15 protein-coding genes are annotated in these 15,207 nt (G+C 58.7%); 11 read left to right on the top strand and 4 right to left on the bottom strand.

Features of this window, described 5'->3' with window-relative positions:
- Positions 1 to 71: 71 nt before the first annotated feature.
- On the bottom strand, positions 72 to 1,712 hold the full coding sequence (locus Q4D85_RS02700) for an acyl-CoA carboxylase subunit beta (protein WP_303198024.1): 1,641 nt from the start codon (positions 1,710 to 1,712) through the stop codon (positions 72 to 74).
- A 297-nt stretch (positions 1,713 to 2,009) separates the two neighbouring features.
- Here Q4D85_RS02700 and Q4D85_RS02695 point away from each other — a divergent pair, with 297 nt between their 5' ends.
- The 5 genes from Q4D85_RS02695 (at position 2,010) to Q4D85_RS02675 (ending at position 5,903) form a co-directional block, all read left to right on the top strand.
- Complete coding sequence (locus Q4D85_RS02695) at positions 2,010 to 2,816, top strand: biotin--[acetyl-CoA-carboxylase] ligase (protein ID WP_303198022.1); 807 nt, start codon at positions 2,010 to 2,012, stop codon at positions 2,814 to 2,816.
- 61 nt (positions 2,817 to 2,877) lie between these two features.
- Positions 2,878 to 3,486, top strand: coding sequence for a PH domain-containing protein (locus Q4D85_RS02690; protein WP_303198020.1), 609 nt, complete (start codon positions 2,878 to 2,880; stop codon positions 3,484 to 3,486).
- Positions 3,487 to 3,600: 114 nt separating this feature from the next.
- Entirely contained in the window at positions 3,601 to 4,887 is a 1,287-nt protein-coding gene (locus tag Q4D85_RS02685; protein WP_303198132.1) for a 5-(carboxyamino)imidazole ribonucleotide synthase, read from the top strand.
- 27 nt (positions 4,888 to 4,914) lie between these two features.
- A complete protein-coding gene (gene purE, locus Q4D85_RS02680) occupies positions 4,915 to 5,415 on the top strand; it encodes a 5-(carboxyamino)imidazole ribonucleotide mutase (RefSeq protein ID WP_303198019.1) in 501 nt (166 codons plus the stop codon).
- A 14-nt stretch (positions 5,416 to 5,429) separates the two neighbouring features.
- A complete protein-coding gene (locus Q4D85_RS02675) occupies positions 5,430 to 5,903 on the top strand; it encodes a YdcF family protein (RefSeq protein WP_303198017.1) in 474 nt (157 codons plus the stop codon).
- Positions 5,904 to 5,944: 41 nt separating this feature from the next.
- On the opposite strand, the gene hypD is transcribed toward Q4D85_RS02675, so the two are convergent.
- On the bottom strand, positions 5,945 to 7,087 hold the full coding sequence (hypD, locus tag Q4D85_RS02670) for a hydrogenase formation protein HypD (protein WP_303198015.1): 1,143 nt from the start codon (positions 7,085 to 7,087) through the stop codon (positions 5,945 to 5,947).
- Positions 7,088 to 7,259: 172 nt separating this feature from the next.
- Positions 7,260 to 7,526, bottom strand: a complete 267-nt coding sequence (locus Q4D85_RS02665) for a HypC/HybG/HupF family hydrogenase formation chaperone (protein WP_303198014.1) — start codon at positions 7,524 to 7,526, stop codon at positions 7,260 to 7,262.
- 472 nt (positions 7,527 to 7,998) lie between these two features.
- Here Q4D85_RS02665 and Q4D85_RS02660 point away from each other — a divergent pair, with 472 nt between their 5' ends.
- Positions 7,999 to 8,331, top strand: a complete 333-nt coding sequence (locus Q4D85_RS02660; RefSeq protein ID WP_303198013.1) for a hypothetical protein — start codon at positions 7,999 to 8,001, stop codon at positions 8,329 to 8,331.
- A 305-nt stretch (positions 8,332 to 8,636) separates the two neighbouring features.
- On the top strand, positions 8,637 to 9,731 hold the full coding sequence (gene hypE / locus Q4D85_RS02655; RefSeq protein WP_303198012.1) for a hydrogenase expression/formation protein HypE: 1,095 nt from the start codon (positions 8,637 to 8,639) through the stop codon (positions 9,729 to 9,731).
- Here hypE and Q4D85_RS02650 read toward each other — a convergent pair.
- Positions 9,728 to 12,106 carry a carbamoyltransferase HypF gene (locus tag Q4D85_RS02650; RefSeq protein ID WP_303198011.1) on the bottom strand — a complete coding sequence of 793 codons (2,379 nt, stop codon included), beginning with the start codon at positions 12,104 to 12,106 and terminating at the stop codon, positions 9,728 to 9,730. The two genes, hypE and Q4D85_RS02650, sit on opposite strands and share 4 nt — an antisense overlap.
- A 182-nt stretch (positions 12,107 to 12,288) precedes the next feature.
- Between Q4D85_RS02650 and Q4D85_RS02645 the strand changes: the two genes are divergently transcribed.
- The 4 genes from Q4D85_RS02645 to Q4D85_RS02630 all read left to right on the top strand — a co-directional run bounded on the left by Q4D85_RS02645 (position 12,289) and on the right by Q4D85_RS02630 (position 15,202).
- Positions 12,289 to 12,642 carry a hydrogenase maturation nickel metallochaperone HypA gene (locus tag Q4D85_RS02645; protein ID WP_303198010.1) on the top strand — a complete coding sequence of 118 codons (354 nt, stop codon included), beginning with the start codon at positions 12,289 to 12,291 and terminating at the stop codon, positions 12,640 to 12,642.
- Positions 12,643 to 12,751: 109 nt separating this feature from the next.
- The gene (gene hypB, locus Q4D85_RS02640; RefSeq protein ID WP_303198009.1) at positions 12,752 to 13,606 is read left to right on the top strand and encodes a hydrogenase nickel incorporation protein HypB; all 855 of its coding nucleotides are present in this window, start codon (positions 12,752 to 12,754) and stop codon (positions 13,604 to 13,606) included.
- 48 nt (positions 13,607 to 13,654) lie between these two features.
- Positions 13,655 to 13,885 (top strand): hypothetical protein, encoded by a 231-nt coding sequence (locus Q4D85_RS02635; RefSeq protein ID WP_303198008.1) that lies wholly within the window; start codon positions 13,655 to 13,657, stop codon positions 13,883 to 13,885.
- Between the two features lie 120 nt (positions 13,886 to 14,005).
- Positions 14,006 to 15,202, top strand: coding sequence for a hydrogenase small subunit (locus Q4D85_RS02630; RefSeq protein WP_303198006.1), 1,197 nt, complete (start codon positions 14,006 to 14,008; stop codon positions 15,200 to 15,202).
- Positions 15,203 to 15,207 lie beyond the last annotated feature (5 nt).

The following is a 15,207-nucleotide window of genomic DNA, read 5'->3' as shown; positions in this document are numbered from 1 at the left end:
CCAGCGTTATGGGTTAGGGGGTTGTAATTTCTCGGGAAGCTGTTTCGAGAAATTACAAGTATAGGGAGGATTTATAGTGGGATATTTCCGTGCTTACGGGCAGGCCGTGTCACGTGCTTCTTGCCCAATAGCCGGAGGTTACGGGCGATCTGACCACGGGTTTCCGAAGGGAGGATCACTGCGTCGATAAGCCCACGCTCGGCGGCCAAGTACGGGTTGAGCATGTGGTCCTCGTATTCGCGTTCAAAGGACTTCTGTAGTTCCAGCAGTTCGGATTCGCCCAAGCCCTTGTCCTTTGCGGCGGCAAGTTCCTTACGGTGTAGGAATCCGACGGCACCAGCAGCACCCATGACCGCGATTTGGGCGGTCGGCCAGGCGAGGTTGAGGTCGGCCCCCAAGCCCTTGGAACCCATCACGCAGTAAGCGCCGCCGTAGGCTTTACGCATGGTGACAGTGATTTTCGGAACGGTGGCCTCACCGTAGGCGTATAGGAGCTTTGCCCCGCGTCGGAGAATGCCGTCGTGTTCTTGGCCCGCGCCGGGCAGGAAGCCGGGGACGTCGACAAGCATGACGATGGGGATATTGAATGCGTCGCAGGTGCGGATAAACCGGGCGGCCTTCTCGGAGGCGTCAATGTCGAGGCAGCCTGCCAGGCAGGTGGGCTGATTGGCCACGAAACCTACCGATTGCCCTTCCACCCGGCCGAAGGCGATAACGACGTTGGCGGCGCGCTCGGCCTGGATTTCGAGGAAGTCGCCGTCGTCGGTGATGGATTCGATGACGTCGCGGACATCGTAAGGAACGGTTGGGGAATCCGGAATGATGGAGTCGAGCTTCAGATCATCGGGATTCATGTTCTCTTCTAAGGAACCCTCTTCAATGTCATAATGCGTGCGAGGGGCGGATTCCCGGTTATTGGACGGAAGATAGCTGACAAGATCGGCGACGAAATCGAGGGCGTCCTCATCGCTGGCGGCGGTGTAGTGAGAATTGCCAGCTAGATCCATGTGGACGCCTGCGCCACCGAGTTCTTCCTGGGTGATTTCCTCAGAGGTGACGGTCTTAATAACATCCGGGCCGGTGACGAACATCTTGGAGGTTTGGTCCACCATGACCACGAAGTCGGTAAGTGCTGGCGAATATGCGTTACCGCCAGCGCAGGAACCCATGATGACCGAAATTTGCGGTACGACGCCGGAGGCGTTGATGTTGTGGTAGAAGGTCTGCGCGATAAGGTCGAGGGAAACGGCGCCGTCTTGGATACGGGCACCAGCGCCTTCATAAAGGCCGATCAGCGGGCGGCCGGTCGTGACTGCTAATTCCATCAGCTTGCACATCTTTTCGCCGTATACTTCGCCGAGCGCGCCGCCGAATACGGTGCCGTCTTGGGAGAAGATGCAGACTTCCCGGCCGTCAATGGTGCCCCAGCCTGTAACAACGCCGTCGGTGGCGGGGCGCTTGGAGCGCATGCCGAAGTCGTGGGTGCGGTGGCGGGCTAACTGGTCTATTTCGACAAAAGAGTGCGGGTCAAGCAGGTAATCGAGACGATCGCGTGCAGTGAGGCGGCCATTGGCGCGGACTTTTTCTTGAGCGACGGTCCCGACTGGGGAAGCGGCATCGATGCGGCGTGCTTTAAGGTCGGCGATTTTGCCGGCGGTGGTGCTGACATCGGGGAGGGAAGCAACGTCAATCAAAGGTGAGGAAATAGTCATGTTTTGAGATGATAGATGAAGTTTCCTAAAAGTTTCTAGAGAAAAACGAAAAATGTGAGGAATTGTTCATGTTTCTAGTTGATGGCCGATAAAAACCCACTGCTTGACTGTGGTTTTGTCGAGAAAAGTAATTTATTTCACATTTTTCTCACCCGCGTTTCGCCCGGGCGTGTCAACTCAGGCGTGTCGACCCAGGTGCGCCAACCCGGAGCGCCACCTTGCGCGGACGGACGTGTGTGGGAAACCGCGACCCGGCAGACGTCGCAAAGCGGCACATGGACAAGTAGCATTACCTGCATGACCGATGCACGAGAGCCCCTGAACATTTCTTACCTGCGCCAACAGCTTATCGACGCCGGACCGTATGCCCGCATCGAGCACAGCATGGAAACCGGCTCCACCAACACCGACCTGGTTGCGGCGGCGCATGAGGGTGCCCCTGAGTGGACCGCGTTTCTCACCGAGCATCAAACCGCCGGTCGCGGCCGGATGGGGCGTAGCTATACCGCGCCACCGGGTTCGCAGCTGCCGCTTTCCGTGCTTATTCGCCCGCCGTATGAATCCATATCGCGGCTGGGCACCATGCCGCTGGCGACCGGGCTTGCGCTTGTCGACGCCATAGGGGCCGAAACCGGCGTCCGTCTGAAATGGCCCAATGACCTGGTGATTGAGGGGCGTAAACTCTGCGGAATGCTTGCCGAAGCAGTCTCCCTTACTGAGGAACCTGCGGTGGTTATCGGCCTCGGTCTTAATACTTCACTTCGCACCGACGAGCTGCCCGTGCCCCATGCGACATCACTCGAATTGGAAAACATCCCCTACGAACGAAACGAATTGGCGGTGCGGATCTTAACCGCACTGCATCACCGGCTGACGCAATGGCAAAACAACGCGCCAACGCTGATGTCCGATTATCGGGAGGTAAGCGCCACCATCGGGGAGGAAGTCCGCGTGATTCTTCCCGGCGACGTCGAATTACTGGGCACCGCCACCGGGGTCGGCGACGACGGTTTGCTGGAAGTCCGCGACGCAGCCGGGAAGCAGCATCGGCTCGCGGTCGGCGATGTTATCCACTTGCGGCTGCAAAACCCGGCAACCTTCTAGGTGGTCGCGCGATAGCTGCGAGCTAGTGGCAAATATCGGTGATCCGCTAGGCTTAGGCACTATGTCAGATAACCCCTTTGACAACCAACGCGACACAGAAAAGGTGCTGGTGGACGTCACCAGCCCATTCAGTGCGCTCACCCACCCGGTTTTAGAGTTGATCGTCATCACGGGTGTGTTGTGGATGATTATCGGATATATCGACGCCCCCGGTTCCGCGTGGGCAGACAACCTCATGCTGCGCAATGGCCTCGTCCTCGTGTGGGCACTGCTGGCGCTATGGCGCTTCGTACTGCCCGTCATGCGGCTGCGCAGCCGCCGCCTGGTGGTAACCAATCAGCGGGTTACCATCCGCATTGCCGGACTCGGGCGCAGCGTTCACACCTTCCCCATGCATGTAGTGCGCGACGTGGCGCGCAAGCGTTCCACCATTTACCTTGCCATCAGCGGCAACGACCGCCCAGTTGTTATCAACGATGTGCCGCACGCCAAGCGCGTGTTACTGGAAATCCAAAAAGCGATCGCTGAGCAAGCGCACCGGCGGGAACACGGACTACCCGCAGTTAATCCTGGCCAAGGAAAATTCGGTGGCTACGTGCAGCCAACCACCACATTGCGGCACCACGACCAGTTCGGCATGCCGGGCGACGGCGGTGGTTATTTCCGCTAAGCAGGCATGGCACGCCACCATGACCGTTGACATACAACCGTAACGACCACGCCCGATACAACGATCCGGCGTGGTTTTGCATCCATCCCGCCGCTGCTTAGAGTGGTAGAGGTGATGTTAACCCCACCTCCTTGTAACGAAACCCCACCAAAGTCCCAGACTACTGCGGCCACCCGCCCGGCCCATGCACCCGGAATGCCGATTATCAGCGTGATCGGTGATGGCCAATTAGCGCGCATGATGCACACCGAAGCGATCGAACTTGGGCTTTCGCTGCGGGTATTGGCAGGATCAACCGACTCCGCCGCCGCCCAAGTTGCCGCCGACGTTGTGGTGGGGGATTACACGGATTTTGATGACCTTCATCGCGCCGCAGCCGGCGCCGCCGTTGTCACGTTCGATCACGAACACGTACCCACCGATCATCTTCACGCCCTATGCGACGCGGGCGTGAACGTGCAACCTGGCCCCGCCGCGCTGGTGCACGCCCAGGACAAACTGGTCATGCGGCAAAAACTTGCGGATATAGGGGCACCAGTTCCGGACTTTGCCGCCCTGAACAGCATTGCGGACGCGGAGGAGTTTTGGGAACGGGTATCGGGCCAGGTCTGTGTGAAAGCGCGCCGGGGTGGCTACGACGGCAAGGGGGTGTGGTTTCCGCAGACGAAAACTGAACTAGTCGATCTATGTAGCACGCTTTTCGACGCCGGTACGCCGCTGATGGCTGAACGCAAACTCCCGTTACTGCGCGAGCTTTCGGCAATGGTGGCCCGCCGACCATCCGGCGACATCCAGGCGTGGCCGGTTGTGGAATCGGTCCAAACCAACGGGGTGTGTACGTTAGCCATCGCGCCCGCCCCGGGGTTGGATGCGAAGGCGCAGGTGGACATTCAACAGCTGGCGGCGCGGGTAGCCACCGAATTAGGCGTCACCGGGGCGATGGCGGTGGAACTGTTTGAAACGCGTGACGAGTCGGGTCAGACCCGCATCTTTGTCAATGAATTAGCGATGCGCCCGCACAATACTGGCCATTGGACACAAGACGGCTGCGTCACCAGCCAATTTGAACAGCACCTGCGGGCGGTCATGGATTGGCCACTAGGGTCGGTCGCCCCAACCGCCCCGGTGACCGTCATGGCTAATACCCTCGGGGCAGCAACAGATCCAGATATGCCCATGCCGGAACGGATGGAAAAGGTGTGGCAGAAAATTCCGCACGCAAAAATCCACCTCTACGGCAAACCGCACCGCCCCGGCCGCAAAATTGGGCACGTGAATGTTTCCGGCACCGATGGTGATAAAACCCGCGCTGATGCCGAAGCCGCCGCGCATTTCATCGTGCACGCCACCTGGCCCAACGGATACACTGATGAAACATCGGCAGTAAACCCGACGCCATAATTTCTTAACAATAAGAGGAGAGACATAGTGAGCGCACTCGTAGGCCTAATCATGGGTTCCGATTCCGACTGGCCAACGGTACAACCTGCGGCGGAAGTGCTGGCGGAATTTGGCATTCCCTTTGAAGTCGGGGTTGTATCGGCCCACCGCACTCCCGAGAAAATGCTGGCCTACGCCAAGACTGCCCACACTCGTGGTTTGAAATGCATCATCGCCTGTGCCGGTGGGGCGGCGCACCTGCCAGGCATGGTGGCCAGTGCGACGCCGCTGCCGGTGATCGGGGTGCCGCGCGCCCTCGACACCCTCGATGGCATGGATTCCTTACTGTCGATCGTACAAATGCCAGCTGGGGTTCCGGTGGCAACGGTATCTATCGGCGGGGCGAAAAATGCCGGGCTTTTGGCGGCGCGTATCCTCGGTGCGGGTGACCCGGAATTGGTGACCAAAATGGCGGATTATCAGGAGAAAATGCGCAAGGAAGTAGAAGCCAAAGACGACAACCTACGCAAAAAACTCTTGGGCGAGTAAGCGCCCATCCTTCCATGACGATCGTGGTGCTAGGGTGCGAGGTGTATAACCGCCGCCCCGGAAAGATACTCACCAGTAGGCTCGAAACCGCCCTTGCGGTGGCAAACGAATGCGACGACCTTATCATCGTCTCCGGCAAGGGCGAATCGGTGCCGATGTATCGCTGGCTGGTGGAACGCGGCATCGAACCGCTGCGCATATGGTGCGAAGACCACGCCACCAGCACCAATGAAAATCTAGAAAACTCCTATGCGGAATTGCTCAAGGCACCTTTTCCCGCTGATCTGCCAATGAAAGTGGTGACCAGCGATTTTCATAAATTCCGCACCCATGTGTGGGCCTGGCATCTAGGCATTCCGATCACGGTGACCACCGCGATGACACCGGCGCCGTTTCGGCAGCGGGCGTTTCTGAGGGAACTGTCCGCCCTGCCGCATTCCGCGCTTCGTGTCATCTGGCGTAAGTTTCGACGCTGGTTATCTGCCTAAAAATGGCCAGTAACCAGGCCGCAGACCTGTGGCTTTCGTTTCTAGCCGACGATTTCGACGGTGAGTTCGCGATCGATGCGGCCGAAGTTATAGTAGGCGGCGCAGGCACCCTCGGGGGAGACCATGCAGGTGCCGATTGGGGTATCGGGCGTGCACGCGGTGCCGAATACCTTGCATTGCCACGGCTTAATGCGTCCGGTAAGAACCGAGCCGCATTCGCAGGCCTTGGGGTCTTCGACGTGTTTTCCGGGCAGGCTGAAAATCCGTTCCGCATCGAAATCGGCGTACTCCTCCGATAGCGCCATCCCGGAATTCGGTAACCAGCCCAGCCCGCGCCATTCGAACGAGTCGCGGATCGTGAACACTTCTGCCAGTAGTGCTTGGGCTTGCGGATTGCCCGTCTTGCGCACCACCCGGGCGTATTGGTTAAACACCTGGGCTTTTCCGGCAGCAATCGCGCCGGAGGTGAATTGCTCAAGCAATACCGCTACACCCTGGAGGATATCGAGCGGCTCGAAGCCGCAGACCGCAACCGGCAGGTTGTGTTCGACGGCCAGGAAGTCAAAGGCGGTGGTTCCCACGACGGTGGCGACATGACCAGGGCCGATGAAGCCGTCGACAAGCGTGTGCCCGTTATCGGCGATGGCGCGCAACGGTGGTTCGATGGTGACATGATTGGAAAATACCGAGAAATTACGGATGCCGCGCTCTTTGGCGGCCTTGATCGTCACGGCCGTTGACGGGGTGGTGGTTTCAAAACCCACCGCGAAGAAAATGACGTGCTTATCGGGGTTGTCGGTGGCGATTTTCAGGCAGTCCAACGGCGAATACACAAACCGCACGTCACATCCTTGGGCCCGCGCCTGTAACAGCGATCCGGTGGTGCCCGGCACCCGCATCATGTCGCCGAAGGTAGTGAGGATCACGTCGGGCTGGTGTGCCAACCACAATGCGTCATCAACCCGGCCCATCGGAATGACGCACACGGGACAGCCGGGGCCGTGTACTAGGTCGATGGAGTCGGGGAGGAGGTTTTCTAAACCATAGCGGTAGATGGTGTGGGTGTGCCCGCCGCAGATTTCCATCAGCCGTAACGGGGCATCCAGAAGCTCCGCCTGTGCGGTGATCCGTTCGATGAGGGTGCGGGCGGCGCTTGGGTCGCGGAATTCGTCAACGTATTTCATGGTGAGCCTCGGTGAAATTAAAAGTAAAGGTCAAGATAAAGGTGAGAAAAGCAAAATAGGAGCCGTAACCATAAGGGCGGCAACGGGGGAACTGGGCTGGTGCTATAAAACCTTACGATCGTAAAAGTGTGAAGATTTTACAGCTGTTAACTGAGGGGAAGTTTTACGGGTGTCAAATATCCGAGGATTTGAAGGATTCCACTTCGTCCTCAAAAGTGCCGCCGCCTAGCTGCCGGATTTGTTGCAGCGTTGTTTCTGCTTCGGCTTCGTCGATCTTGCTGAGCGCGAATCCGACATGAACCAGCACCCATTCTCCTTCGATCAGGCCGTCTGCCATGAGAAGGTCGGTGGAAATTGTGCGGGTCACCCCGTCAATGCTGACCGTGGCTCGGGTGGGATCGATAATCTCCACCACTTGGGCTGGGACGCCAAGGCACATTTATCTGCTCCTTAGAAGATAGCGGTATGGGTCGAAGTCGGCGGCACCTGTGGTGGCCGCGTGCTTGTATGGGCTGGTGGTGTAGAGCACGCGGTATCTCAACAAAACCACGGGTTGCCGTTTCTTTACATTCTAGGCCGCGTGGGATTTATGCCCGTGTTTTTGGCTGTGCTGGGGGCGAATCTGGCACCGCAATCAAGAATGATGAATAGGATTCACTTTTAAGTGACAAATTCAACAAAAGTTTTTCCTTGAAACGGGCATTCGTGGAAAACGTGTTATGAGCAGCATAAATTCTCCCAATGCTCCACGAATATCGCGATGGAATTGGCGGTGGCAGGTCACGGTAAGCGCCGTAACTAGTGACGCGGGCGCGCATATTGGGTAGGTTCGGGGGCGAAACCTTCGGCCATCTGCTGTGGGTCTCGTAATGCTTCACTCGCACTATCGTTCCAACCATTAAGGAGCCGACATGAGAAAATTCCGCATTCCAGTACTCGCGCTGGCAACGTCCGTGGCCTTATCCGGCATTTCCGTCGCCCATGCGAACGCACAACTGCCACCGGCACCACCTGTTCCCGCTGTAGAATCCGCACCTGCTCCAGTGGCTGGCGAGCCACAGATTAACCAAACCGGTTCGATTTTAGACTTGTCAACGGAAATCTACTACATGCTTCCAGGTGATCCTCAGACGAAGAATGGTGCAAATGCGTTGTTCTTTTCGTTCTCAAATGGGGTAGTTGGCTTGGCGGCGCTGGTTCTTGCCGGGCTGGTCTTTTTACTCAAGCCGCTTTTTAACCGCTAAAACAACGGCAACAGCAACGGCCGCCAATAGTGAAAGTTCACATATCCGGCTAAAACTGTTGACTAGTTGAGTAGCAGACTCTTAAGCTCTGTTGCTTAACCCGTTCTTACTGGGAGAGCTCGTCGGTATCATGACGGGCTCTCCCAGAAGTCGTTAGAGGGGGTTATTTCCTTGCTAAGCTTGCAGAGGAGATAAAACAGCACGTCATAACCGGGATTCGTGTGCGTGGTCGGCCCTAGTTGGGGACGTTACCGCTACCAGGAATCCCCACTTGTGCGTCAACCAATACTACGACGGGAGCAACCGTGGACCCGAAGAACCGCCTTAATGCCAACGAATCTAACGTCAACGATACGATTTCCCAGGTTCGGCGGCGACCTGGCCGGTTGAAGGATACCCACATCACCTTGTCGCATGGGGCGGGCGGCAAAGCAAGCGCAGCATTGGTGGAACACGTATTTTTCGACGAATACGGCAACGACATTTTGCACCAGGCGGGGGACTCGGCGGTGGTTCCAGTGGACATGGCAGGTGGCATGCTGGCATTTTCCACGGACTCGTATGTGGTCAATCCCATTGAATTCCCGGGCGGATCGATTGGCGAATTAGCCGTCAACGGCACGGTGAATGACCTGGCGGTCGCCGGTGCTGTGCCACATTACATATCGGCGGCTTTCATTCTGGAAGAGGGGTTGGAGATCGAAACGCTGCGCCGGATCGTGGCCGATATGCGCCGGGCAGCTGATGCAGCAGGGGTGCGCATTGTCGCCGGTGATACCAAGGTGGTGCCGCACGGGGCGGGGGATAAGGTCTATATAACAACGGCCGGGGTGGGTGTGATACCCGAGGGCAGAACCGTTGGTCCGAGCCAGGTGCAGACAGGCGATGCGATTATCGTGTCCGGTCCGATCGCCGACCACGGCATGAGCGTGATGCTAGCGCGCGGCGATCTGGCGATCGAAGCCCCCATCGAATCCGACACTCGCGAGGTAGCGTCGCTGGTCGCGGCGTTATTTGCCGCCGTTCCCGACGCGCGGTGGTTGCGGGACGCAACCCGGGGTGGGGTGGCGACGGTTGCTAATGAGCTGGCGGAAAGCACTGGTTTCGGGGTGGTTTTGGAAGACGAGAAGATTCCAGTTCGCCCGATGACCCGCGCCGCCTGCGACATGCTGGGGATCGACCCACTATATGTCGCCAACGAAGGAACTTTCATCGCGGTCGTACCCCGCGAATCCGCCGAAGCCGCCTGCGCCGCTCTCAATCGGGCAGGTGCCCCAGACGCCCAGGTCATTGGCCGGATAGTGCAAGAACCTGCGCGGGCGGTTGTCCTGGTCACCGGCTTTGGTGGTACCCGCATGGTGGATAAACTCGTCGGCGATCCGCTGCCACGAATCTGTTAGGCAAAGTTCAACCGGCCATAAACTGCCTGCCCAAGGCTGAGGCCGCCATCGGTTGGCGGCACGACCCGGTGGGTCAGTAGTTCGTAACCTTCCGCCGCGCACAGCTGGCTCATATCCGCCACAAGCAGCCGGTTAAGCGCACAGCCGCCGGTGACCCCGATAGTGGTCGTCCCCGCAGCACGAGCGGCGGCACACAGCTCGGTGGCAATGAGTGCTGCAACATCTTGGTGAAACTCCCGTGCCCGAACCGGCCGCGGTACATCCTGGCGCAATAGCTTTTCGACGACCCCCGCCACGCCAGTAACAGGGGTGAAATCTGCAGGCAACCGCACGTCGCGGGCGCATTGCTCCACCAGCATGGCGGCTTGGGCTTCGTAAGTGACGTGGTGTGTGAAATCCATTAGGCTCGCGGCGGCGTCGAAAAGCCGACCCACGCTGGACGTCTCGACCACGCCCACCCCGGAATCCAACTGGGATGCAACCAGCCGACTATGGGCCTTCGGAACGCTTGCAGGCGGCTGAAAATCAATGCCCAGCCGGTGACATAACCCGGCCGCCTGCCGCCACGGGTGCAGCGCAGCCACATCACCGCCGACGAGCGGAAACGTCGGCAGATGCCACAACCGTCGCATGGAAGCGTCTGCGGAAATCTGCACAATCTCCCCGCCCCAAATCGTGCCATCGGTACCAAAACCGGTGCCGTCAAGGGCGGCAATCACCCCCACCACACCTGAACCACCTGGGGAAAACCGGTGGTGTTCGGCCAAAAGCGATACCGCATGCGCATGATGATGCTGCATCGACATCAGCGGAATATCGTGCGCTTCGCAAAAACGCTGTGCCCAATTGGTTGTCGCATAATCCGGATGAAGATCGCACACCACCACATCCGGAACCGTATCCTGAAACGATAATTGCTGAGCAACGGCCCGCTCAAACGATTGCTGCGCCGCATAGGACCCCATATCACCAATATGGGACGAGATATGTGCAAACCCACCGCGCGCCAGGCAAAACGTATTCTTCAACTCCCCACCCACCGCGAGAACCGTCGGATTCTTAGCCGTTTCCACCACATCCACCGGCACCGGTGCCAAACCCCGCCCCCGGCGCGCCACGGTGGTTGACACCACGACGGAATCCTCCACCGGAACGTGAATCTCCCGATCGTGGCAGAGCAGGCCGTCGACGATTCCGGTTTCTAGCAACTGACGGTGTGCCAGATCATTGGTGAAGATCATGGGTTCACCGGAGATGTTTGCGCTGGTGGCTACCACAGGGCGGTCGACCAGCAATAGGTGCAGCGGTGAGTACGGCAGCATGATGCCAATTTCGGTTAGCCCCGGCGCTATCTGCGGGTTATGTGTAAGGAAGGAGTCCTGAGCGGCCACCACCACCGGGCGCGCCGGGGAGGTGAGTATTTCTTCCTCGGCGGCAGTAAGCCGCGCGATGCGGCGTGCGGTTTCTATGTCTGGCACCATCACAGCGAAGGGTTTATCCGGGCGGTGTTTGCGGGCGCGGAGCGCTGTGACTGCCTGGGGATTTAACGCATCGCACATGATGTGGAAGCCGCCGATGCCGCGCACTCCGAGGATTTTCCCGGCGGCCAGTAGCCGCTGGGCTGCAGCGATGGTTGCGTCGGTTGCCGCGCGCGGTGCGGCGGTGGGTGCGCTTGCCCCCGCTCCGGTTGCTTTTGGGCCGTCAGAGTCGAAATCACCGGGAACAGGTTGGAATGGTACTGGGCTAGGCGCAGAATCGTCGGCGGTAGGTTCACCGAGCGAAAGCCATAGCGTGGGTCCACACTGGGGGCAGGAGATGGGTTGGGCGTGGTAGCGCCGGTCGTGGGGGGCGGTGTATTCCTTCGTGCAGTCTGGGCACAGCGGGAAGTTTTTGAGCGTGGTGCGGGGTCGATCGTAGGGGAGTGCTTCGATAATCGATAACCGTGGGCCGCAATTAGTGCAGGTGGTAAACGGGTAGCGGTAGCGGCGGTTCCCCGGGGCGGTCATGTCGGCTATGCAGTCAGCACAGATGGTGACATCGGGCGGGATGAGGGTTTTGGGTTGGCTTGTCGCCGTGGCGGAGTCCTGTGTGGGGACGGATGAGACGATGCGGAACCCGGTTTCGGCTTCCCGGGTGGGGATTTCGGTGATCGTGTGGCTGGTTAACCGGGCAAGTGGCGGCAGCGATTGCAGCAAGGTGGTGTGGAATTGGTTGAGGATATCGGTATTGCCTTGCACTTCGATGAACACTTCGGTGGCGTTATTGCCGCAGAACCCGGCCACGGGGAACCGGTTGGCGAGGGTGGCGATTACCGGCCGCATTCCTACCCCCTGGACAATTCCGCGCAGGGTGATGAGATACCTGGTGTCCGTCATGGTTATTAATGCTAATCGGCTTAAGTCCAGAGAGGTACGTACCGACTAGGCAACAGAGGTGCGTACCTGCTGGGAATGCTGTGTGGTGTGGGGGTTGCTTGTCGACGCAGGCACGGGTCGCTGCGTAATCGGGGCGTGGTTACGGCGCGTGGTGGTTGTGAAAAAGTGTTAGTGTCAGATTCGTGCATGAAATTGCGTTATCGACGTATATCGCCGATATTGTTTCTCGGGCCGCAGGTCGCCGCCGCGTCGAGATCATCCGCCTTGAAATCGGGGCGTTACGCCAGGTGGTGCCTAGCTCATTGGAATACGCGTGGGGATTTGTCACCCGCGATACTGCGCTTGCGAAGTCCCGATTGGACATCAGGTGGATTGATGCGGTCGTGGAATGTGATGCTGGGCACACCACGGTTTTGGACGCGGCGGAGTACCTGTCGATGGCCTGCCCGGTGTGTAGTAAACCGGTGACGGTGGTTGCGGGCAATGAATGTCGGGTGCGCGATATTGAGGTTGCGGGTGCATACCCACCCGGCTAACCGCACGACGGGCCGAAGCACGCGCCATGGCGCAGCCTTGGGGGCGTCGAAAAGCTCTATGAACAGCACGGTTGTAGAAGTAACGAACAGAAACGGAGTGTGACCAGCCATGGGACGGTTCCACCGGCATGATGGAACAGAACACCATCACCACCATCACGATCACCACCACCATCACGATGGGCATCATCACGATCACGATCACTCGCATCTGCATGACCACGATCATGAGCACCCGCTGCGCTCCGGTGATGCAGCCGCCACGGCGGAGGTTGGCGATCATTCGGGTTACGCCACAGGCCGGGAACGCATCATGGTGTTGGAGGATATTTTCGCCGAGAATGATAATCGGGCGGCGGCGAACCGGGCCGCGTTCGATGCCCATGATGTTGTCGCCATCAACGTGATGAGCTCGCCGGGTGCGGGGAAAACCACGCTGCTGGAAAAGACACTGGCGCATTTCGCCGATACCCATCGGTTGGGGGTTATTGAGGGCGATATTGAGACGGCGATCGATGCGGATCGGCTCCGGAACCTAGGGGCCCAGGTGTCGTTGCTTAATACCGGCCAGGGTTTCGGCGGCGAATGCCATTTGGATGCGCCCATGGTGTCGGCGGCGTTGCAGCACTTGGAGTTGGCTGACATAGACGCGGTGTTTATCGAAAACGTCGGCAATTTGGTGTGCCCGGCGGAATTTGATGTGGGGGCGCACCACAAGATCATGGTGGCTTCGGTAACCGAGGGTGAGGATAAGCCGCTGAAATACCCGGTGATGTTCAGGTCCGTTTCAGTCGTGGTGATTAATAAAGTCGATTTATTGCCATACCTGGATTTCGACATGGAGCTGTTTGAAGCCAATATCGCCCAGGTGAATCCGGAGGCAACGGTGTTGAAGGTGTCGACGAAAACCGGCGCCGGGTTGTCTGATTGGTACGACTGGGTGGCCGGGGTGATCGGAACGTAAGCAACTGCCCGAAATCACCCCCAAAATGGTTGTGTGGAAAGCTAGTGGGTGTGGTTTTTCCGGCGGTCGTGGTGGGGCGGATGGGTGGGCGTATGGCTGCGTTTTTTGCTTGTCGACGCCCCAGGTCGCCGCAGCCCCGGTGTCATTTTCGGGCTGGTCGCTGCGGGTTTCAGCAACAGCGGCATGGCTGCTGTAACTGAATGGATTTTCCCGGCGGCAGCACGGCTGCGGCGGAGACATACAAAAGGCGGAGCCGAGCGAATACGTGCTGTGGATTGATACTGTAATAGGCAACGAAAGCGTCAGGTGACACCGGATTTCATCGTGTTTGAAAAGTGGCGTATTCACCAAGCCGCCGGTGTATCCGGGCATCTGAATTGTCGACGGTGAGGACACAGCATGCATCTGCTTGATACGTGGCAAGGCGGCACTCTTGCGGAAAACCTTGAACGTAAAGGCGTTAAACGGCGCGATTTTATGAAGATGTGCGCCGGATTGGCGGCCGTTTTCGCCACCGGGGTGCCGCTTGCAGAGAAAGCCTCCGCCGAGGAGGCCGAAAAGATCGCCAACGCCTTAGGTAATGTGACCAAACCGAATGTCGCCTGGTTGCAGCTGCAGGAATGCACCGGCTGCATGGAGTCGGTTCTGCGTTCCGGTTCATCCACGATCGAAGATCTGGTGCTGAACCAATTATCAGTCAATTACAACGAATTGGTTATGGCGGCGTCCGGCGAAGCCGCCGAGCACGCGCTTCATGAGCTGAACCAACAGCCGCATATTTTGGTGGTGAATGGTTCGGTGTCGCTGGCCGAAAACGGTGTGTACTGCATGATTGGCGGTAAAACCTCAGAACAGGTGCTGCGGGAGGCCGCTGAAAACGCAACCGTTATTCTCGCCGTCGGCGCGTGTGCCGTGTACGGTTCGGTTCAAGCCGCCCGCCCTAACCCCACCCAGGCGGTGGGGGTGGAAGATATCATTAAAGACAAGCCTATTATCAACGTCTCTGGCTGCCCGCCGATCGGTGAGGTTATCACCGCCACCATCACCTACCTGCTTACTCACGGTCGTGCCCCGAAAGTCGACGCCGAAGGGCGGCCGCTGTTCGCCTACGATCAGCGGATTCACGATTCCTGCCCACGGCGGGCGCATTACGACGCGGGTCAGTTCGTTCGGACTTTCGACGACGAAGCCGCCCGCAACGGTTGGTGTCTCTACGAGGTTGGGTGTAAGGGACCGTCGACGTTTAGCCCCTGCCCGATCATTCAGTGGAATCTTAAATCCGGCTGGCCGATCGGGGCAGGGCACCCCTGTATTGGCTGCACCGAGAAGCACTTCTTTGACAGGTTCACCCCGTTCTATGACACCCTGCCTGATTTCACCGGTTTCGGCATCGAATCCTCGGTGGAGACGGTCGGGTGGGGACTTGTCGGCGCTGCCGCAGCGGGAGCCGTCGTCCACGGTGGCGTCACCATGATTAAAGAGGTCGCCATTAAGCGTTCCACCGGCGAGATTGAGCCATTGGCGGCGTTCGGCGATGATCCAACACCGAACGCTGCTACCGAATCATCCCCCAAACCCGGCGAAGGTGAGGTTTAACCAGC

The organism is Corynebacterium sp., assembly GCF_030532965.1.
Classification (GTDB): domain Bacteria; phylum Actinomycetota; class Actinomycetes; order Mycobacteriales; family Mycobacteriaceae; genus Corynebacterium.
This window is presented reverse-complemented; position numbering and strand designations above follow the sequence as displayed.